The sequence below is a fragment of the Bacillus paramycoides genome (assembly GCF_001884235.1).
GTDB lineage: Bacteria > Bacillota > Bacilli > Bacillales > Bacillaceae_G > Bacillus_A > Bacillus_A paramycoides.
The window spans coordinates 26,510-46,563 of record NZ_MAOI01000004.1 but is presented as its reverse complement, the minus strand read 5'-3'; the positions used below and the strand labels follow the sequence as shown (position 1 = coordinate 46,563).

The 20,054-nt window shown below is 33.2% G+C and carries 20 protein-coding genes and 2 pseudogenes; 15 read left to right on the top strand and 7 right to left on the bottom strand.

What is annotated here, in order from left to right; genetic code table 11:
* Positions 1-131: helix-turn-helix domain-containing protein (locus BAU28_RS00290; protein ID WP_165615138.1), on the bottom strand; the 131-nt coding region annotated here is incomplete at its 3' end.
* A gap of 965 nt (positions 132-1,096) precedes the next feature.
* Between BAU28_RS00290 and BAU28_RS00285 the strand changes: the two genes are divergently transcribed.
* The 5 genes from BAU28_RS00285 to BAU28_RS00265 all read left to right on the top strand — a co-directional run bounded on the left by BAU28_RS00285 (position 1,097) and on the right by BAU28_RS00265 (position 6,306).
* Entirely contained in the window at positions 1,097-2,797 is a 1,701-nt protein-coding gene (locus tag BAU28_RS00285; protein WP_071717357.1) for a hypothetical protein, read from the top strand.
* 1,190 nt (positions 2,798-3,987) lie between these two features.
* The gene (locus tag BAU28_RS00280; RefSeq protein WP_071717356.1) at positions 3,988-4,278 is read left to right on the top strand and encodes a hypothetical protein; all 291 of its coding nucleotides are present in this window, start codon (positions 3,988-3,990) and stop codon (positions 4,276-4,278) included.
* Between the two features lie 7 nt (positions 4,279-4,285).
* On the top strand, positions 4,286-4,471 hold the full coding sequence (locus tag BAU28_RS00275; protein WP_071717355.1) for a hypothetical protein: 186 nt from the start codon (positions 4,286-4,288) through the stop codon (positions 4,469-4,471).
* Between the two features lie 100 nt (positions 4,472-4,571).
* Positions 4,572-5,753, top strand: coding sequence for an FtsK/SpoIIIE domain-containing protein (locus tag BAU28_RS00270; protein WP_071717354.1), 1,182 nt, complete (start codon positions 4,572-4,574; stop codon positions 5,751-5,753).
* Positions 5,692-6,306 (top strand): replication-relaxation family protein, encoded by a 615-nt coding sequence (locus tag BAU28_RS00265; protein WP_071717353.1) that lies wholly within the window; start codon positions 5,692-5,694, stop codon positions 6,304-6,306. Before BAU28_RS00270 ends, BAU28_RS00265 begins: the two co-directional genes overlap by 62 nt.
* Before the next feature lie 5 nt (positions 6,307-6,311).
* Here BAU28_RS00265 and BAU28_RS00260 read toward each other — a convergent pair whose 3' ends face one another.
* Positions 6,312-6,542 carry a helix-turn-helix domain-containing protein gene (locus BAU28_RS00260; protein ID WP_071717352.1) on the bottom strand — a complete coding sequence of 77 codons (231 nt, stop codon included), beginning with the start codon at positions 6,540-6,542 and terminating at the stop codon, positions 6,312-6,314.
* Between the two features lie 375 nt (positions 6,543-6,917).
* Between BAU28_RS00260 and BAU28_RS29575 the strand changes: the two are divergent.
* Positions 6,918-7,709, top strand: a pseudogene (locus tag BAU28_RS29575) (Y-family DNA polymerase).
* Positions 7,710-8,034: 325 nt separating this feature from the next.
* Complete coding sequence (locus BAU28_RS00245; protein WP_071717350.1) at positions 8,035-8,532, top strand: DM13 domain-containing protein; 498 nt, start codon at positions 8,035-8,037, stop codon at positions 8,530-8,532.
* Between the two features lie 456 nt (positions 8,533-8,988).
* Here the strand turns inward: BAU28_RS00245 and BAU28_RS30260 are convergent, their stop codons facing one another.
* The 4 genes and pseudogenes from BAU28_RS30260 to BAU28_RS31245 all read right to left on the bottom strand — a co-directional run bounded on the left by BAU28_RS30260 (position 8,989) and on the right by BAU28_RS31245 (position 10,516).
* Positions 8,989-9,147, bottom strand: coding sequence for a hypothetical protein (locus BAU28_RS30260; RefSeq protein WP_165615137.1), 159 nt, complete (start codon positions 9,145-9,147; stop codon positions 8,989-8,991).
* A 150-nt stretch (positions 9,148-9,297) separates the two neighbouring features.
* Positions 9,298-9,459, bottom strand: coding sequence for a hypothetical protein (locus BAU28_RS30255; protein ID WP_165615136.1), 162 nt, complete (start codon positions 9,457-9,459; stop codon positions 9,298-9,300).
* A gap of 294 nt (positions 9,460-9,753) precedes the next feature.
* A pseudogene (locus tag BAU28_RS00240) lies at positions 9,754-10,032 on the bottom strand (alpha-ketoglutarate permease); the annotation flags it as partial.
* A 349-nt stretch (positions 10,033-10,381) separates the two neighbouring features.
* Positions 10,382-10,516: a hypothetical protein gene (locus tag BAU28_RS31245; protein ID WP_276327740.1), complete on the bottom strand. Its 135-nt coding sequence runs from the start codon at positions 10,514-10,516 to the stop codon at positions 10,382-10,384.
* A gap of 637 nt (positions 10,517-11,153) precedes the next feature.
* Here BAU28_RS31245 and BAU28_RS00230 point away from each other — a divergent pair.
* The 4 genes from BAU28_RS00230 (at position 11,154) to BAU28_RS00210 (ending at position 14,382) form a co-directional block, all read left to right on the top strand.
* Positions 11,154-11,726 (top strand): tyrosine-type recombinase/integrase, encoded by a 573-nt coding sequence (locus BAU28_RS00230; RefSeq protein ID WP_071717349.1) that lies wholly within the window; start codon positions 11,154-11,156, stop codon positions 11,724-11,726.
* Positions 11,727-12,550: 824 nt separating this feature from the next.
* Positions 12,551-12,880, top strand: a complete 330-nt coding sequence (locus BAU28_RS00220) for a hypothetical protein (protein ID WP_000566270.1) — start codon at positions 12,551-12,553, stop codon at positions 12,878-12,880.
* A 284-nt stretch (positions 12,881-13,164) separates the two neighbouring features.
* Complete coding sequence (locus tag BAU28_RS00215; protein WP_071717359.1) at positions 13,165-13,527, top strand: VOC family protein; 363 nt, start codon at positions 13,165-13,167, stop codon at positions 13,525-13,527.
* Between the two features lie 294 nt (positions 13,528-13,821).
* The gene (locus BAU28_RS00210; RefSeq protein WP_071717347.1) at positions 13,822-14,382 is read left to right on the top strand and encodes an AAA family ATPase; all 561 of its coding nucleotides are present in this window, start codon (positions 13,822-13,824) and stop codon (positions 14,380-14,382) included.
* A 390-nt stretch (positions 14,383-14,772) separates the two neighbouring features.
* Here the strand turns inward: BAU28_RS00210 and BAU28_RS00205 are convergent, their stop codons facing one another.
* Positions 14,773-15,234, bottom strand: a complete 462-nt coding sequence (locus BAU28_RS00205; protein ID WP_071717346.1) for a hypothetical protein — start codon at positions 15,232-15,234, stop codon at positions 14,773-14,775.
* Positions 15,235-15,946: 712 nt separating this feature from the next.
* On the opposite strand from BAU28_RS00205, the gene BAU28_RS00200 reads away from it, so the two are divergent.
* The 4 genes from BAU28_RS00200 to BAU28_RS00185 all read left to right on the top strand — a co-directional run bounded on the left by BAU28_RS00200 (position 15,947) and on the right by BAU28_RS00185 (position 19,961).
* On the top strand, positions 15,947-16,540 hold the full coding sequence (locus BAU28_RS00200; protein WP_071717345.1) for a TetR/AcrR family transcriptional regulator: 594 nt from the start codon (positions 15,947-15,949) through the stop codon (positions 16,538-16,540).
* Positions 16,541-16,791: 251 nt separating this feature from the next.
* Positions 16,792-17,943 carry a thiolase family protein gene (locus BAU28_RS00195; RefSeq protein ID WP_071717344.1) on the top strand — a complete coding sequence of 384 codons (1,152 nt, stop codon included), beginning with the start codon at positions 16,792-16,794 and terminating at the stop codon, positions 17,941-17,943.
* Positions 17,944-17,973: 30 nt separating this feature from the next.
* Positions 17,974-18,744 carry a 3-hydroxyacyl-CoA dehydrogenase gene (locus BAU28_RS00190; protein ID WP_071717343.1) on the top strand — a complete coding sequence of 257 codons (771 nt, stop codon included), beginning with the start codon at positions 17,974-17,976 and terminating at the stop codon, positions 18,742-18,744.
* A gap of 47 nt (positions 18,745-18,791) precedes the next feature.
* On the top strand, positions 18,792-19,961 hold the full coding sequence (locus BAU28_RS00185; RefSeq protein ID WP_071717342.1) for a CaiB/BaiF CoA transferase family protein: 1,170 nt from the start codon (positions 18,792-18,794) through the stop codon (positions 19,959-19,961).
* Positions 19,962-20,054 lie beyond the last annotated feature (93 nt).

The window sequence follows — 20,054 nt, the reverse complement described above, 5'->3', positions numbered from 1 at the left end:
TTTTGTTTATAATATCGTTGTTTATCTAGCAAAGCGGAGTTATATTGCTGACGACAAATGGAAATCCATCTCTCTAGTGTATGTTGTTGTTCTATTGTAGGATAGATTTCAAACCTGTAGTTCAATTTCATTATGTCGTCACCTCCAAATGTTTGTTCTGATAACTCTATTATAAATAAATTTTACGATGCTTTACCACTCAGAAGTACTTTTGTTAGGTCGGGCCATTCATCTCCCACCTACGCTGCGCTTAGAGGAAGGAGAATTCTGGCTGGAGTTCGTTAAAAGAGAAGTAAAAGTAAAAAAATGTAAGGACTAAAATATTAATGTTACTTCGAATACCCAAATTCATCAAAAATGAAAATTTATAGTCATATCATGCCCCTTTCCATCAAAACATGAAACAAAAATCACATTATGTAACTCTTTTTACTAACTCGAAATTTTTTTCTAAAAGTGCTTAAATCTTGATATATAAGCGTTTCTATAACAGCTATACTATTAGTTATGAAAATTTATAGCTATATGATGTCCCTTTTTTTCAGATGAAAACCCCATAAACCCTTCCATATTAAGGCTTTACACGTTTCTAACTCTATTTTCATGTATTTATGCAACATGAAAATCCATAGCTGTATGATGTCCCCTTTTTTACCCAAACATGAAAACTAGCCTAGCCACTTCATGTTCCTTTTATAATTATAAAATGACAGATAAACCCCATTAACATCACTATTTAAAAGGGTTCATCTGTTTAATTCACAATTATAAACATGAAAATCCATAGCCATATCATGTCCCTTTTATTTTTTTGAAAATCGATATAACCGTTGATTTAATCATGTTTACAAGGTTTTTTTGCTATTTCACTTCTTTTCTAGCAATATGAAAATCCATAGCCATATCATGTCCATAAAAAAAATTCCAGGAATCCTGAAACCCCTTGATACACAAGGGATTAAGGGGCGTTTCATCTTTTTGTTTTTTCTCTTAAAGGGACGCATTTCAGCAAATTTCGATTTGGTATAATCAAAATTGGTATATTTTATAGTGTTTTGGCATTTATTTCTGAATTTATAGGTAGGAGGTGAAAAAGATGGGTAGATCATTTATTATTCGTAATCAACGTAGTCTAAATGGACAATCTACAAATGCAGTTTTAGTAACACTGAAGTCTTGGCAAAAACTTGTTGAAACTTTCGAAGAGAAATACTACAGCTATAAAGATACATACCTTGAGGATATTGTTAATCAAATGACATATGAGGAGCGTATTGCCGATGTGGATGGCTTCGTAGCACAGGCTAAACCATCTTTTTCACGTCGTACACTATCTGCTATTTCGGAAACAATGGGAAGAAAGCATAAATTATATGGCCTTACAAACGCAGATTTGGAAGTCTTCTTATATCTACATAAAAAATGTTACACGAATGGAGTCATTCCAAATGTAACAATACATATGATGTGGGAAGATTACAAACTATATAAAGAAGAATTTGCTTACATACAGCATTCTCAATTCTATATTGCATTAAAGAAATTAAGTATACATAACATTATTACGATTGAAAATGAATTAGATGGTCGATATACAATTAAATTAACTCATTTTATGAATGAAGAAACTGAAAAGGCGAATGCATATGTTTATATTAGCCCGGTGGTATTTACGAAAGCTTTCTTTGAGCTATCAGTTGCATCTAAGAAGCTATTCTTAGATATTGCTATGCAACAGCACAGTGAAACTACACTAAAACGTTCCTTAGACAAACAGGATGAAAAAGGGAATAAAACTCATTTTGGTGGGATGTACCGCTTTTTACATAAAAAATATCCACATCAAATTCGCGCAGTTATGACAGAATTAACAACTGCATTACCATGTACAGGGACTCCACTATTCAAAATTTGTAAATTACAAAAAGGGGTTAAGAATAAAAAAAGATATACGACTCTATATCTATCCTTACATACGGATTTCTTATGTGCAAAAGAAACAGGAGAAGTACAGTATCGCGATCCATTCACACCAAAGCTTACTTATGCTCGTAAAGCTCGTTTTATCGAATCCGTGCTACAAGAGATGAATATTGGTGAGTTTACACAAGATATGAACAAATTTATTCATGTATTTAAATATACATGCCATCGACAAATTCGAAGCGTAATTCATAGCTTACGTGACATGATAGATCGTAATGAAGAATATCCAAGCAAGTTAGTATATACACTGAAGAAATTATTAAATCAAACATCACAATATCAAATTCTTGATACAGCGGCTAAAGAAGGTATCTATCCTCTTATTACACAGCATGTTCCAAAAGAACAAAAAGAACAAGCTGTATTTGATTTCGGATTGCATTTCTCTATGTACTCTCTTCGAAACATCAAAAAGCTGTTCCGCAAAACGTATGAGTTACTAAACTACAAATTTGCTGTACCTGTTACAGAGGAATCGTATCACCGTAACTATCTAAAGTATCAAGAAGAAACGTTGTTTAGAAAGTACGCTTATGAACAAGGTACAAACCTAAACGCTTATATGGCTTTAGAAATAGAAATACGTGAACTCTTAAAGGCAAGAGGACATAAAGAGCGCTCTATTCCTAGTGATGTTCGGGAATTGTTCATTGAAAAGATAGATAGATTACCGAAAGAAAAGCTTCGTGTTATTGAAGTACCAGATAACTTTAATTTAATTACATTTATGCGTGCCTTTGAACAGTTAATACGCGCTGGTATCCCAGTAACAACAGCTGAGCAAGTACTGACAGCAATGAAAACGAACTAATCATAATCAGCTCTCTATTTTTGAAAAAAATTCAAGATAGAGGGCTATTCGTGTTGATACGTTTATTTAAAAGGCTTAACTCATTCTTCACAATAAGTAAACTTACTCGATTCTATTTATAATAGAGTCTTTTTTTATGCAATCATATACAAAAATAGTATGGTACCTATCTAAATTTCCACACATACTTTCATATAAACACGTTATGAGCTGTCTAAATACATTCAAATATCAACAAAAAATCATAAGAAAAAGATTAACTTTCGTGGATAAGTAGATAAATAACACATAATGTGAATAATTTAGTGCAATTATCATTGATATAAATAGCTTTAACGCCTTAATCTATCAAAAATCATCAATATTAATGTGAGTTATGTGCTAGATCTTAATAATGTTGATTAATTAACACATAATGTGAATCTTTTGTGGGTAAATACAATAAGATTGTGGAGATTCAGTGAATTCACATGAAATTTTACGATTGAATAAATATGTTTAATAATGTATTAATTTGTTTCATTTTTTATGTAGGAATACTAAATTTCATTTATGATTATTTGTAGATATCAGATCATAATATTGCCTGTTTTTCCGTTGTAAGATTCTACTTTTTATGATTTTTTACGCTATGAGATGTTAAAAGTCTATGTTACAGTAAGGATATACGTACATTTTCCAGTCCTATATAAGTTTTATCTTTATATTTTTAATATATATAAGATATATATTTATATTAGATTTTATTAACTACTCTTCGATTCCATTGTTACTAAAATTAATGAAAAGATTAATTTACAATTTTTAATTTTACTTTCGAACCACGTATAAAAAGAATACATTAGGAACCAATATTTTTTTAATCATGTATATACATGATTAAAAAAATCATACAATAAAAAAGAGAGCAACATGCTACCAACATGTGCTCCTCTTTTGATAACTACTACCGTCAGGTGGTCGCTATCAATTATCATTTATTTTTACGAAAACCACTCTTTTTCTGCTTGCGACGGCGTGAAGAAAGGGTGGTTTTCTTGTTATTAGCACAGTTTCAAAGAATTTAAGATTCTTATCGAACGTCATTCCAAAATAGGAATGACGTATTTTTTTAGGGACAAATTCGAAAATCCGTATCATTATCATATGTATTTAGTGTATCTAGAATTCTATATGGATGGTGAAGACATATGAGTCAATATCAAATGCTTTATAGTACACCTTATCTGTATTCTTCTCGAGCATTGAATCAAATGTACAAAGCTAATAAAAATGAAAAAAACATATGCGCTATACAAGAGCATATGCAACGGCATGAGGTATATTTAGATTCACAGTATCGTGGTTATTATTATCTAAGTCGAAAGATTGAGGAATATCTAAATGATGACGAGTATCCTTTAACATGGAATGAATTGCTCGATGACTATCAATTGTACAAAGATAATCAAGGGAATTTATCTATCAAACCGAAAGGATGAGATAAACATGACAATCATTGGAGAGATAGGGATTGTATATGGTGTGACCGGGGCTTCAGTTTTAGGAATAAAATTGCTGAAGAAGAAAGGGCTTTATCTTCCAGGTTGGTTGCTACGTGCGGGTCTTAAATGCTTGTTGATTGGAAGTGTTTGGTACGTTCTAATGGATATACTAGATGTGTTTCTACGTTAGTATTACATCTGGTAGTTGAAAGTGATTATAATAGCGCATCTTAAACAGCTTTTTCTAAGCTTCCATACAGGCTCAACTACCTTAAGGAGGTATGGAGGGAATGTTGTCGCTTTTATTAATTCCAGCAACCTTTATAACTGTAGCTTATTTTTATCAAAGTAACGGAATGAGTGATAAGAAAAAAATTGCAACGTTTTTTGAAATTGCAAAGATATGTGTTCAACATAAAGGTGAATTACAATACCCCATTTTTATAAAAGAAATTAAAGATGATATAAGTATGAATTATGTTTACAAGTTACCACTTGGTGTACCTAGCCAACTTATCAAAAAGTTAGCTGAAGTATTAGAAGAAGGCCTATATAAACCTGTTAAAATATCGTTTCACCAAAGAGAGCTTCATATTCGAGTATTTAGCCAACAAATACCTGAGATGTGGAATTGGTCTAAGGATCTATTAAAAGAGCGTACATGGGGAGTTATGATGGGCAAAGCGTTAGATAAATATGTATATCATGATTTTGAGAAAACACCGCATATGTGTGTAAGTGGAATGACTCGTTTTGGAAAGACAGTATTCTTAAAAAATGTGATGACTAGTTTAATTTTGCAACAATCTCAACATGTGAAGTTTTTTATTATTGATCTGAAAGAAGGGCTAGAATTTAGTCCTTACAAAGAGCTATCCCAAGTTGTAGAAGTAGCTGAAAATCCAAAACAGGCGTTAGAAATGTTGGATAAAGTACGTGAGAAAATGGTTAAACAAATTGAAGTAATGAAGAAGTCCTACTTTACTAATATCATAGATACATCTATAAAAGAGCGATGTTTCATCATAGTAGATGAAGGAGCAAATCTTTGTCCTACACAAGGATTACCTAAAAAACAACGTGATGTATTATTTTTGTGCCAGGAGATGTTATCTGAAATCGCAAGAATCGGAGGTGGTTTAGGATTCCGGCTCATATTTTGTACGCAATATCCAACCTCTGATACATTGCCAAGACAGATCAAACAAAATGCTGATGCGAAAATAGGCTTTCGATTACCAACGGCGGTCGCTTCACAAGTTGCTTTGGATGAATCAGGACTTGAGGATTTACCTTCTCTTCCTGGAAGAGCGTTGTTTAAAACAGATCGTACAGAGGAAATCCAGGTACCTTATTTAAAGGATACAGACATGTGGAAGTTACTGAAGAAATACAAGGTGGTGAAACAAAATGAGGCATCAAACACTCAAACAGAAAGCGAGACAAATCGAGATTTTATCCACTTTGAGTAAGTTGGATTTTTTAACTAGGAGGCAATTACAAGCCATCCACTGTCTAGGGAGTATTCGAAATGCAAATCGTGTATTAAAGGATCTGCACCCGTATTGTCACATTACAAAAATGGCTCGTGAACACGTATATTATTTAAATAAAAAGGGACGGGATTTATTAGGCATTACAAAAGAAGTAAAGAAAAGTAGTCAATTACAGCACATATTAATGCGAAACGAAAGCTGGATGTGGCTTGGATTTCCAGAATGGAAAACAGAAAGACCTATCGAGTTTTCAATCAATGGTCAACGGTATCAGATTATTCCTGACGCAACGTATTTTGAGGATAATGTACCCCATTTTGTTGAAATAGATCGTATGCAACATATGAAGGCAAATGAACATAAAATACAGTTATATGGCCATATAACAGATATCTATAAAAGACAGAAAGATATAGTTCCAGTAATCATTTTTTTTACACTATCAGACTATCGACAGGCAAAGTTAGAACAATACGCTGTAAAACAAAATGTATTTATGAGAACGTTCGTAATGGGTGATATATTTTAGTTGCTTTAAACATTTATGTCCCAAAAATCATGATAATCAACACGTTTATCAAATTTCCTGAGTGTTTTAATGATTTTAGTTGCTGATGTTAAAGTGGGAACACGATCTTTTTTATTTGCTAAATCACTTATTAATGATTTACTTAATCCAGTTCGTTGTACTAACCATTGCTGTTTAATCCCCCTACGATCTAAATAGTTACCAAATGGAGTTCTTTTTTTGCCTAAACCAAACAAGGGAATCCCTCCTAATGAAGAATATGGTAATAATAACTTGTCCAAATTTCCATAAATCTAAACGTTTGTTCATAAATATGGAATTATGTTTTAAAAGTAAGCATAGAATAATATCAAGAAACTCTAAAAATATGTAATAATTTTGAGGAAAGTAGCATTCATAGTAATAGCTACAAGTTGCTGATACACTAGCCTAATGGCAACTTGTTGCAAAAGGTATTCCTATAAAATTAAAAGCCCAAACCCACTGGTACACAAGGGTTTAGGCTTTTCTTAATTTATGGAGTAATGAAAACGAGTTTAATAAATTAAGAGATACTATATTGTTCAGTGGTCGAATATTGAAGAAGTATATATATAATTTCACGTATCATAATGATAATAAATAAATATTTTCTAAATGGTTATATAACGAAAAACAATAGGTTTATAACGAGAATAAATGTTCTGTTTTTGGAGGGTGAAACGATGTTTGATTACTCGAAATGCATGAATCGATTGATTTTCTGCATAGACCTTTGTTCACTTTTTGCCAGTTGTGCATGCGTTTTGAGAGGTTTAGATCCACTAAAAGTAAAATTAGCTGTCGTTGGTGATGTGAATAGAAATGGATCTATTGTGTTGGCTGCGACTCTTGAACTTGAAAAATTAGGTATTTCCACAGCAACCAGATTATACGAAATACCAAGAGATACAAATATAATTGTCGTAAATGCAACAATGAGAAGATATGTTGAAATTTCAAATCAAATCACAGAAATTTACACGAAGTATGTAGCGTTAGAGAATCTACATTTTTAATCAATAGATGAGTGTTTTCTAGACATGCAACAAACAGCTCATCTTTTCGGACGGGATCCAATTGTAATTGCTAAAAGGATTCAAAGAGAAATATATGATACAAATGGCATAACCGCATCTATTGGAATTGGACCGAATTTGTTTCTTTCAAAAATTGCTCTAGACGTGGAAAGTAAACATTCAAACTCTAGAATTGCTATGTGGTCATACGAAGATGTTTCGAAAAAGTTATGGGAAATCGGAACGGCTACTGAAGAGGCGTTGCATGGAATGGGACTATTTTCCTTGAAGGATGTTGCAAAAACACCTAAAGAGCTTCTAATAAAGCGATTTGGCAAAGTAAAAGGTGAAGAGCCGGATTGCTAATAAATACATTCTGAAAAGCATTTCTATTACAAAAGGGAAAATATTATTAGAAGACTGTTTTAGCCCCAACAAATTAAAAATGCTTCTTCTAGAATAAATAGAAGAAACCCGTTTTCGCTTACGATCTTTTGCCATGATATATAATTATAATAGTAATTTTCGTATTTCTTCTGTACTGAGACCAGTGAATTTTGGTTTACTCTTCCCATCACATCAGAAAAAAATAAGACGGCTGAAAGACTTTTGTAACATTTACGTTAGAAAAATGAAAGGCCTTCTTGTTAACATACTACTACACAGTATGTTACAGGAGGTTTTTTACTTTATGAAAAGAAAATATGTATGGTTTATAGGTGGTTTGATAATTGTATTGGGGATTTTATGGTCATTGTTCCGACCAGAGAAATTATTTATTGATAAGCACGTGAATGAAGCATTGCCACAAACAGAGGTACAATCAACTGAAGCAAGGCAACTAAGTGATCGAGTAATAAGTGAAGGTCAGTTTCGAAACGGTGTCCATGAAACAACTGGAACGGCAAAAATTCATCAATTAGCGGATGGAAAACGTGTTTTACGACTTTCTGATTTTGCAACATCTAATGGGCCAGATGTACGAGTTGTATTAGTTCCTACAAATCGTTTAAAAAATAATGAAGACGTGAAAAACTATCAGTATATTGAATTAGGAAAATTAAAGGGAAATAAAGGAGACCAAAACTACGAAATTCCTGAAGGGATAGATGTAAGTTTATATGGTTCGGTTTCTGTTTGGTGTAAAAGATTTAATGAAAACTTTGGTGCGGTTTATTTTAATAATTAAATATGAACTTGAAATTTTCCTCTTATTCAAAGGAGAAGTTCATATGGGATATGGTAATAGTTGCTGCGGAGGTTGTGGATTTGGTGGCGGATTCGCCTTACTGGGTTCTGTTGCAAAGTTTTCTACATGAAGCTACACTCTAGAAAACAGAATCTAGGAGAATCAGACATGACATATTTTAAAGGAAAACAATTTAAAATTGATGCTTTAAAATACAACTGTTGATTTAAAAAAAGAGGAATGTTTCATAAAAAAGTACTCCTAGATAAATCTAGGAGTACTTTTTGGGATGCAATTACTGAATTCAAGAGATGTTAAATTTCCAAATACATAATCTAAACGAGACTATTAAACATCTTGAACATATTGATTCTTTAAGCTTGATGGCGATTTGGTGCTATCCCTAAAACATCTGGACTTTAATAGCCAACTAAAAAAATTCAAACAAAACGACCTTTAATCAGTCGTTTTGTTTGAATTTCCTTTTTCTAAAACCACAGAAAAGATAAGTACTATAGTTAACACCATAATAAACCTTACTTCACTTCCATCGCTTACAAAAAATGAATACAAAGTATAAATTAAAATTAATATTCCATAAATAATTTTGTGCAATGAACTCCCCCCTTTTTGCCGTATATATTTTAGTATAAAAGTTTAATTCAGGTCCTATATCAAAATGAAAATAAAAAGCACCTGTGATATACACAAAGTGCTTTTCTCTTGTCAATTTATCTAGTTTCACTACATTTATCTATTTTCTTTTTATAACTCAAACTTCTTCGAATCGTACTTTTTTAGAGTTTGCTGCAATTCATTTTGTTCATATGGAATATGTTTATCTGCCTGTACACCTTCAACATTTGCTCCACCTGCTAATAATCTCCTGTACTTAAAAGAGTGCTCTGTTAATACTGTTTTAATCATTTTGTATTGCCCTCCTTTTGTTTGATTACTTGTATCATAAAACAAGTATCTGAAGTTGATATGTAGTCTATCTAGAGTGTACGTAAATTTAAAAAATCTCTAATAAAATGTTTGTGTTATAACGTTACCACCAAAACTATTGCTCCAAACACCATGATTTGAAGAGACAGTACCCCATGTTCTAGCCTCAATTCCTGCTACAGTTCTATATTGAGTAAAATTAGTTGATGCCAATAATATAAAAAGAGCACCACTTTTTGGATGCTCTTCGTTATAACTATATATTATTTAATTTCCTTCTTTTGTTTGTACCATTTTTCCTTGTTGAGAACCTGTACCTTCTGTTCTTTCAACAGTTTTTACATCTCCTTTAGGAGTTGCTGGCACTGCATCTTTAGGTGCATCAAAGTTTTGTGAGAAAGACGTTGTTCCATCTGCACTCATTGTAATCGATTGATTTGGACTATTTTCATTTGATTTTAGGTTGTCCATTTTCATATCTTCTGCACCTACTGCACCTCCCGCTAATAATCCTGTACTTAAAAGTGTTCCTGCTAATAATGTTTTAATCATTTTTCATTACCTCCTTGTTTTGTTTGAACATGTATTTAGCATAAGACAAGAATCTATAGTTGATATGGACTGTATCTGGAGATTATGTAAAAAAAATAGATAATCAGTTGCATATCCTAATAGGTGTTTAGACAAGATTGAAACTTTATATGAGTTTGATAATTGAGCTATCCTTTTTTTCTAATTTGAAAGTAAACTTTTGAATAGAAGTTTACTTTCAGTGATAGAAGTAGAACTAAATGCCCATCAACCTAATATTTTGGAGTACCTCCCGAAAAAATTCACCCCAGATACAACAAAAGAGTCTTACCTCTGTAGGCAAGACTCCACTAGTGTAGTTATATAGTATTTACATAACAACTAAGAAACTGTAAACATACAACACCAAGTAGCAAAACCCTAACATTCCGCCTACAACTAGTACCTGTTTAACCCAGCTCTTGAGTTTCAGATTACTGTCAATAATCACTTGCAATCTTTCCATATCGTTTCCTCCTATTAAGGAAAACCCTTAAAAACTCTCACTTTGCTATGGTACCATTAAGGAATGACTAATAGAGGTGTAATTTTGTCTAAACGTATAAATATGCAACATTGCATATAGAAATGTATTGTTATAAATGTAAGCGCTTACTATAATAAAGGTATAAAGATTCACCACATCTTAATACGAAAAAAGAGGAGAAAATAATATGGAAATCGCAATGGCAGTTTTAAAATTTATAGGTGGAGCAATCCCATTAGTTCAAGAACTCCTAAAAACATTTATGTAAATTCATTATTTAGCAATTATCTATAAACTTATCATACAAATGATCTGTATATCAAAGATGAATTGATGTGCAGATCATTTGTGTGAGCAAAGTCCCTTTAATATTATTAAGGGACTTTTTTAAATTTCTACATACTTGAGGTTCCATCACATCAACATCAAGTTAAAAGCACTTTTAAAACATTAAAAAGTGCTTTTAATTTATTATAAATACGAATGTAAACTTTTCAATATTAGTTTACATTCATTTCACCTTAAACATTGACTTCTCACCGAATCCCCTGATATCCTCAATTTATGTGACAAAAGTATACATTCAAAACACTATAAATAAAGAGGTTATAAATCCATGGATAAAAAGCCACATCTTATTGATGTACAACCCATTAGAAGTAAAGAACAAATCGAAGATATGAAGTGGGCCCTCAAACGTCATTGTTCCGAACGAGACTATATTCTGTTTCTTATCGGCATCCATACCGGATTACGCGTGAGTGATCTACTCCAACTTGAAACACAAACCATAATAAAATTAAAACGGAAAAAGAGAAAAGAATTCAAAATCAAAGAAGGAAAAACAAAGAAAGAACGCATGATTAACCTTACTTCCATTTTTGATGAGGTATACTCTTATGCTCAAACTCTAGATAATACCTGGTTATTTCCTTCTCGAAAAGGAGACAAACCCATTAGTAAGATCCAAGCTTATCGACAATTGCCAAAAGCCGGAGATTTTGCTGGTGTAAAATCCATCGGTACTCACACCATGCGCAAAACCTTCGGCTATTGGTTTTATAAACAAACAAAAGATGTAGCCATGTTGCAAGAAATACTAAATCACAGCACACCACAAATTACACTTAAATATATTGGTATCAATAAAGAAGAAAAAGATAATATCTTAGATACATTTCAAATTTAAAAAATAAAAAGGGAATGCTTGTATACTGATCTATACTGCATTCCCTTATTTTAATTGTATATCCACTATATTTTTATTCTTCCTTTTCTAAAATTAAAAAACTAACATCCGAATTTCTTAGTTTTCACCTCTTTCTAGATTCACTCTATTGTAATGCAAATTCCTCATTAAATTATCCAATCTATTAGCTATCGCCCCCTTATAAACCATAATAACTTTTAAAACAGTAATCTCAACTGTTATAAAAACAACAAATTACATTTTTACAAAAGAAAACAACTTGGATAAAAACAGGTTGTTTTCTTTTATAGGGTAGAACAAAGAAAGAGTGGAAAAGCAATACACAAACGTGTAAATCACATGGAGTAAACCGATAAACAAGACTAAAAATTCTGAAAATTTAATCGCTAAGGGTTTTCGTTTACTCTTTCTTTGTTATTATGAGTTTAACATTAAAAATAACATAAATCAACAAAAAAATACAAAATTCTGATAAATTCGACATTCTCTTCATAGGTTAACATAACACCACTTATCAGTAGTCACTGTATCTAGAAAAACCCCCTTCAATTTACTTGCTGAAGGAGTTTCCTGTTTACATAATTGTCGTTCTCGAAAGTTGATCTTGTAGCGTTCTTTCTCGTAATTCACTATGTTTTCCAAAGGAAATAGGGAAAGGCAAGACGATGAATACATTTATAAAATGACAAAACTGTAAGAATACACAAATGTTTGTAAGAAAGTTCGATGTTTTCCTTTTTCTTTTTTTATTATAGTGAAAAAGAAGAACGAAATATTCTCTTATGTAGGAAAGGAAGATAATAATGATTGATCTATTAAATAAATGGATGTTAGAAAGTACAGCCAATTTTAATATCGTTGTAGGACTTACAGCACTTCTATTTTTGGGTTCAGTAATTGCACTTATTATTATTTACAAAAAAATTGGTAAACCAGATGAAAGAACAAATGCTATTTATTTAAAAATTACTTCTCGTATGTTTACTACTCAAATTCTAATGAATGCTATATTTATTTCTTTAGTTGGTAAAGATATTGAGAATTTCCGTCAAATCTTTATATTATTTGAAGCTTTTGTATTCTTTATTGGAGCTATTTATTCGTTTAAATTATATAGACAGGAATACAAATGATTCACTTATAAGAAACAATAAAAAACAGTAGTGATTTTATACACTACTGTTTTTTATTGTTCATTTTCAAATGTAAACTTTTCATTTTAGGGGGTATTTTGTTTTATTAAGTTGATAGCGATGCGATGCTACCCATATAAGTAATACTTATCAATTATTATAATTAATAAATATTTTATTTATTGTATTTGATGTTATAAAATGAAAGAGTATTTAGAAATTTTAAAAAATATTTGTATAGGAGAAAAACAATACAAATTCAATTGATAATGGGAGAGGATTTTATGATTCTTGGTTTACATCACGCTCAGATAACTATTCCAAAAGGTGCCGAACTAGAGGGAAAAAAATTTTATTGCGAAATTCTCGGTCTACCTGAGAAGGAAAAGCCCGAATCACTAAAGGGGCGTGGAGGATTTTGGTTAAAAGTCGGAGATAGAGAAGTACATATAGGTACAGAGGATGATTTTGACCGATTAAAAACAAAAGCCCATATAGCTTATCAAGTAGAGGATATATCGTACTGGAGAAATGTGTTAGAACAAAATGACATTCAGATAATTGAAGGGGTACCTATACCTGGTTTTGAACGTTTTGAGTTTAGAGACCCATTCGGAAACAGAGTGGAAATGATTCAAGAAATTTAGTTACTCCATTAACTAATTGACATAAAGGAAATAATCAGTACCTGCTATATAATCATTAGGTTAAGCTTCTATAATGCTTTCAGAATGAAAAAATTATGTTTTTTATGGCAACCAAGTTTATTTTTATCGTTGTGGGGGACATCAAAACCTTAGCTTGATGGAGATGGGGTACCGCCAGCATTTTGGAAAAAACCACGCTAAGCAAAAAAAACAATAAGCTACCCATATGGACAGCTCATTTACAGAATCTCTTGTTTTGCAATTGATATCTTAGTATTCTCTGGAGGAAATTTGATGAAAAAGTTTGTCTTGATATTTGGGCCACAAGCAGTTGGGAAAATGACAGTTGGACAAGAACTAGCAAAGATAACTGATTTAAAATTATTTCATAACCATATGACAATTGATTTATTAGAGCCACTGTATGGATTCTCTCCGGAAATGTGGCGATTAACACATCTTTTTCGAAAAGAAATATTTCAGTCATTTTCAAAAAGTGACCATTATGGAATGATTTTTACATACGTATGGGCGTTTAATGAAAAGAATGATTGGGATGATGTTGAAAGCATATGTAATATTTTTCATTCTCAAGGAGTTGATATTTATTTTGTTGAACTAGAAGCTGATGTAGAAGAAAGACTTCAACGAAATAAAACACCTAATCGACTTGAACATAAGCCAACGAAAAGAAATATTGAACAATCTGAACAGAATTTATTAAGCACATTTGAAAGTTCTAGATTGAATTCAAGAGAAGGAGAAATTACAGAGAAAAATTATATAAGAATCAATAATACGAATCTAAACGCTACAGAAGTAGCTCAAATTATAAAGAAAGAATTCCGACTATAGTTTTTTTAATCATAACAAATTGAACAGTTCGGATTTTATGAATATCTCATAAATTTTCAGTTAACATAACGCATCATTATCGGTAGCAAAAAAAAGGCGTCCCCTTACTCTCATAAGGGATTCGCCTTTTTTCTTTTTATCAATCTATGCATTTTTTTATACATTCCTATTATGGTGTGGGTTTTCGGGTTCTCGGGTTCTCGTTTGTTACTGGATTAGCCGAAAAACTGTATAAAATCTTGCATGCTCTTGGCTTGGTTTTTTTCCGAAATGCTGGTCGTACCCCATGCCCATCAAGCTAAGCTTATATAAGTTTAGCTTGATGTGAGTTTTTTCTTTTTTCTAAAGATCCAGTGTAAGTTCTTTAAAGATTTGCATACCAAATAAACCCTATTGGGTTTCTATGTCCATTGCTTGTCTTTCTAAAAGAAAGCCTCCGTTATCAATCATTTCATCAAATTCTTCTTGTGAATAGATTTCCTCGCCAGTCCCCCAAAAAGCAGCTGTAATAATAGGTACTGTTTCTCCATTAATATCTTCTAACAAATATTGGAGTGTTTCATCTGTGGCTAACTCTTTCACTTCTTCAGGAGAATCCTTAAAGTATTCTAAAGCGTCTTTATAGTCTGATGCCCTTTCGTTATTTTCATCACGAAAGGCGGCTACTAAGTAGCTAGGATGGAATGTTATTGTCCCTCGTGTGCCAGAACTATCCTGTACGTTATAATTGAAGCCGTCCCAAGACTGTTTGTGAGCAAATTCAGGATAGCGTGCGACGTTGATTGCGTGAGCGATTGAAGCCAACATACACCCTTGCCAAAGCTCTTCTCTATTCCAAATCATCTTGTTCATATATATCCAATCCCTTTCAATCCATATAAGACAATTAATTAACCTGTCTCTAATTATACCGCGTCGCCATCAAATTAAAATTTTATACGTTTCAAAAACGGGGATTTTGTTCCTTTGTCAAAACTTTCATATAACAAATGTTATATAACATCCGTTATATGAAAAACTTTCTTAGCTAAAATTCAAACAACAGGATCGACTGTTTTCATTATTCCTAAAATCATCTAACCTCTTTCTTCCTTCTCCAACACACGAACTGTACAAATTACAAAAATCCCTATCAAACTTTAAAAGTGCATCTCAATATCTATACACTAAAAACCGAAGACCTTAAACTTGTCTTAAATTGTCCCTCTCTAAAAACCGAAATTAATTTTTGCATACATATTTGATCTTCCTAGCAAAAGACAAGAAGCCAGAAATCCCATGGGATAAGCCCCCTCTTTGTCCATTCCTTCGGTTTTAGGTTCGTCTAGGGATATCTTCAAAAAATGTTGCCATTAATCCAGTTTGCATAGTTTTTTTAAAAAAGATAAAATTTTCAGAAAATTAACTTGATATTCAAAATTTAACTTGCTAGAATGTTATTGAATTGTTAAATCAAAGAGGATATTAAACGACGGATTAAAAGGATTCGTATGTTCATACTCTAACTTAGATTTATATAATTTCAAAAAATATTGTTATAAAGAGCTTAGGAAGTGAGATTTAAATGTCATTAAGAGAAAAGAAAATTGCTAAGAAAAAAGAAGATATTTTGCGCTCAGCAGCTACTATCCTGTCTGAAAAGAATGATGCAACTATGGAGGAAATTGCATCAATACTTTTGATGACAAAGGGATCGATTTATTATTACTTCAAAAACAAAGAAGAGTTATTGTACCAATGCCACAAACTGATTTTGGATAGAAGAATTGAAAAAATAGCGGAAATTTCAAAATTAGACATCTCTCCCATTGAAAAAATTCGAAAAGCGATCATTCTCCATATCATACATACTATCGATGAAAAAAATATGTTTGCTGTTTTTTCTAGACCTGAAAAAACGTTTTCAGGAGATTATTTACATGAAATTTGTAAGTTAATGGATGATTACGCGAACTATTATGACCAAATTATTATCGAAGGTATCCATATACAAGCATTTCCTCCTTTAGACATCAAGATAGCTAGGAATACGATTTTAGGCTCAATTCATTGGGTTAATCAGTGGTATTCTCCTAACGGGAAAATGGATAAGCATGAGATTTCTGAGCTGATTGCGAATTATTTATTAAGAATACTTACTCCAGAGAATCCAAAATAAAATTTTCAACCCATTCGATAATACAATAGTTGCTCAGTTTGCTATTAAAACTGATTCATTTGGAAATCAGCCATAGGTTCATAAGGTGCTCAATATTTTATCTCAGACCTATGGATTTTGATAATCCATAAAAATACTATACGTATTCTCTAATTTTGTTTTCAAATCATTTTCAATAACATGAGAAGTGTAATAAGTCGAATTGACGGTAGCACAACTTGTGTAACTAAAAAAAAAGGAAGTGTTTTATAATGCGTGAGGTTGTTATTGTAGAAGCGGTCCGAACTCCGGTTGGCCGCCGTGGAGGAGTATTAAGTGGAATTCGTCCAGATGATTTAGCTGCGGAAGTATTGAAAGAAATCATAACAAGAACGGGAATCCAGCCGGAAATAATTGAGGATGTCATTATGGGATGCGTATCTCAATCAGGGGAACAAGCAGGAGATATCGCAAGGATTGCAGCTTTGCTCGCCGATTATCCTATAGAAGTTCCCGGAATAACGATTGATCGTCAATGCGGTTCGAGCCAACAAGCGGTTCATTTTGCTGCACAAGCTATATTAAGCGGAGATATGGATGTAGTTGTAGCGGCAGGAGTAGAAAGTATGTCCCGTGTTCCGATGTTTTCGAATTTGCAAGGAGCGAAATGGAATGAGAAGCTGACAGCGCGCTACGGACAATTCAATCAAGGATTATCAGCAGAAAAAATAACAGAGAAATGGGGATTTAGTCGTAATCAATTGGACGAATTTTCATTAGAGAGCCATCGTAAAGCTATAGAAGCGCAAGATGAAGGAAGATTCAAACGAGAAATACTCCCTATTGGGATTACACTTGCAGATGGTACAAAAACTATAGTAACTCAAGATGAGGGACCGAGAAGAGAAACAACACTAGAAAAACTAGGAGCGCTTAAACCTGCATTCATGGAAAACGGTAAGATCCACCCAGGAAATGCTAGTCAAATTAGTGATGGAGCTGCAGCTATCTTGTTAATGTCGCGTGAAAAAGCTGAAGAGTACGGCTTGAAACCGCGTTTTCGAGTAGTTGCTCGTTCTGTCATTGGTTCGGACCCTGAATTAATGCTTACTGGTCCGATTTCAGCAACACGTAAAGTGTTACAAAAAGCTGGTTTAACTATTCAAGATATAGATTTATACGAAGTGAACGAGGCTTTTGCTCCTGTACCACTTGTTTGGTTAGTAGAGATAGGCGCTGATCCGGCGAAGCTGAATCCAAATGGTGGAGCAATTGCTCTTGGTCATCCGCTTGGTGCGAGTGGTGCGCGTGTAATGATTACGTTGATGCATGAATTGGAGAGAACCGGTGGGCGCTATGGTTTACAAGCGATTTGTGAAGGGCATGGCATGGCAAATGCAACCATTATTGAGCGTTTAAATTAATATATTCATTTATGAAAAGGAGAAGAAATGATGAGATTACAAGATTGTGTAGCAGTTGTAACTGGAGGAAGTTCAGGATTAGGGGAAGCAACAGTAAGAAAGATTGTACAGAATGGTGGGAAAGCTTCCATTCTTGATTTAGCTAAAGAAAAAGGACTTGCTCTTGTAGAAGAGTTAGGGCATGAGAATGTTATTTTCGTACAAACGGATGTTACAAATGAATTTGACGTATGCGAGGCTCTAGAAAAAACAATAGAAGCTTTTGGTTCTATTCAAGCAGTGGTTAACTGCGCTGGAATTGGTGCAGTTGAAAAAGTATTAACTAAAAACAAGCCCCATGATTTATCAAGTTTTTCGAAAGTTATACAAGTCAACTTGATTGGAACATTCAATGTGATTCGACTAGCTGTCGAAAAAATGATAGGGAATGTTCCTAACGAAGAAGGAGAACGTGGCGTTATTATCAGTACTGCTTCTGTTGCTGCTTTTGAAGGACAAATTGGACAAGTAGCCTACAGCGCTTCTAAAGGGGGTATCGTCGGCATGACATTACCAATTGCTAGGGAGCTTGCAAGATATGGAATTCGTAATATGACAATTGCGCCTGGATTATTTGAAACACCGTTATTCGATTCACTCCCAGAACAAGCAAAGATTGCGCTTGGTGCCACGGTTCCGTTTCCACAGCGTCTAGGAAAACCGGATGAATACGCAAATTTAGTACAAAGTATCATTGAAAATCTGATGCTAAATGGATACACGATTCGTCTAGATGGTGCGATTCGTATGCAGCCGAAGTAAAAAAATGGTTAGTTACTATAAATAATAATTGTAGAGAAGGTGAGCAAATGGCTTTATTAAACTCTATTAAAATCTTGGATTTTTCAGGATTACTGCCGGGCCCTTATGCAACTATGATGCTTGCGGATCTGGGAGCTGAAGTTTTGCGAGTCGAATCACCAACAAGACCTGATTTAGTTAGAAATTTTTATCCGAAGGACGGTGAAGAATCTGCTGCACATGGCTACCTTAATCGTTCAAAGCAATCGATTACGCTGGATCTAAAGAAATCGGATTCTGTAAATCTTGTGAAACAACTTATACAAGAATACGATATTGTTTTAGAACAATTTCGTCCAGGGGTAATGAAGAGATTAGGATTGGGGTATGAGGAACTTAGAGAAGTAAATCCCAACCTAATCTACTGTTCTCTTACTGGATATGGACAAAACGGTCCTTACCGAAATCGTCCAGGACATGACAATAACTATATGGCAATCTCAGGAGTAGCTGGGTATTCAGCTCGTAAAAATAGCAGACCTGTCCCGATGGGAATTCAGATTGCAGATATTGCAGGTGGTTCTTTACATACTGTCATAGCCATCTTAACGGCAGTAATTCATCGGAAAGAAACTGGTGAAGGTCAATATATTGATGTTAGTATGACTGACACTACTTTTGCTTTAAACGCTTTATTTGGACCGGGATATTTGACGTCTGGAATAGAACCAACTCCTGAAAAGACGGTGTTAAACGGTGGAACCTTTTATGATTATTACGAAACAAAAGATGGCCGGTACTTTTCTGTAGGGAGTCTCGAATCGCCATTTAGAAAACTATTATGTGAAGCTATCGGACATCCGGAACTGATAGAACTTGGGATGAGTGAAAACGAAGAGGATATAATTACCTTTAAAGAAATAATCACAAAAGCTTTTCTCAGTAAAACATATAAAGAGTGGTCAGTTATTTTTGCTGACCTGCCTGCTTGTGTAGAGCCTGTGCTCAAGTTCTCTGAAGCTTGTGAGCATCTGCAAATAAAAGCAAGGGAAATGATTGTGGAAGTTCCGAAGCCTGATGGGACGTCTCAAAGACAGATTGCTTGCCCAATTAAATTTTCGGCATATAAGCCGGAGTATAGATTTGTGGGAGTGAAGGTTGGAGCCCATACTGAAGAAATACTACAAAAATTAAAACTAAAAAAAGAAAATCAGATTTTCGACACTATTTCGGAATAAGTTGTATTTTTAAGTATGATAAGGAAGCTCCATAAATAATAACGTTCTTGAAACAGTGCATATTCTGGTTTTAGATGCCTCTAGTCAATGCAG

Excerpts from the sequence above, each read along its gene's own strand:
- BAU28_RS00205 (WP_071717346.1), bottom strand. The coding sequence starts at position 15,234 with ATGAACAAGATGATTTGGAATAGAGAAGAGCTTTGGCAAGGGTGTATG.
- BAU28_RS00285 (WP_071717357.1), top strand. The coding sequence starts at position 1,097 with ATGGGTAGATCATTTATTATTCGTAATCAACGTAGTCTAAATGGACAA.
- BAU28_RS00230 (WP_071717349.1), top strand. The coding sequence starts at position 11,154 with ATGGATAAAAAGCCACATCTTATTGATGTACAACCCATTAGAAGTAAA.
- BAU28_RS00210 (WP_071717347.1), top strand. The coding sequence starts at position 13,822 with ATGAAAAAGTTTGTCTTGATATTTGGGCCACAAGCAGTTGGGAAAATG.
- BAU28_RS00195 (WP_071717344.1), top strand. The coding sequence starts at position 16,792 with ATGCGTGAGGTTGTTATTGTAGAAGCGGTCCGAACTCCGGTTGGCCGC.
- BAU28_RS31245 (WP_276327740.1), bottom strand. The coding sequence starts at position 10,516 with ATGGAAAGATTGCAAGTGATTATTGACAGTAATCTGAAACTCAAGAGC.
- BAU28_RS00245 (WP_071717350.1), top strand. The coding sequence starts at position 8,035 with ATGAAAAGAAAATATGTATGGTTTATAGGTGGTTTGATAATTGTATTG.
- BAU28_RS00185 (WP_071717342.1), top strand. The coding sequence starts at position 18,792 with ATGGCTTTATTAAACTCTATTAAAATCTTGGATTTTTCAGGATTACTG.
- BAU28_RS00215 (WP_071717359.1), top strand. The coding sequence starts at position 13,165 with ATGATTCTTGGTTTACATCACGCTCAGATAACTATTCCAAAAGGTGCC.
- BAU28_RS00200 (WP_071717345.1), top strand. The coding sequence starts at position 15,947 with ATGTCATTAAGAGAAAAGAAAATTGCTAAGAAAAAAGAAGATATTTTG.
- BAU28_RS00220 (WP_000566270.1), top strand. The coding sequence starts at position 12,551 with ATGATTGATCTATTAAATAAATGGATGTTAGAAAGTACAGCCAATTTT.
- BAU28_RS00190 (WP_071717343.1), top strand. The coding sequence starts at position 17,974 with ATGAGATTACAAGATTGTGTAGCAGTTGTAACTGGAGGAAGTTCAGGA.
- BAU28_RS30255 (WP_165615136.1), bottom strand. The coding sequence starts at position 9,459 with ATGATTAAAACAGTATTAACAGAGCACTCTTTTAAGTACAGGAGATTA.
- BAU28_RS00275 (WP_071717355.1), top strand. The coding sequence starts at position 4,286 with ATGACAATCATTGGAGAGATAGGGATTGTATATGGTGTGACCGGGGCT.
- BAU28_RS00280 (WP_071717356.1), top strand. The coding sequence starts at position 3,988 with ATGAGTCAATATCAAATGCTTTATAGTACACCTTATCTGTATTCTTCT.
- BAU28_RS00265 (WP_071717353.1), top strand. The coding sequence starts at position 5,692 with ATGAGGCATCAAACACTCAAACAGAAAGCGAGACAAATCGAGATTTTA.
- BAU28_RS00270 (WP_071717354.1), top strand. The coding sequence starts at position 4,572 with ATGTTGTCGCTTTTATTAATTCCAGCAACCTTTATAACTGTAGCTTAT.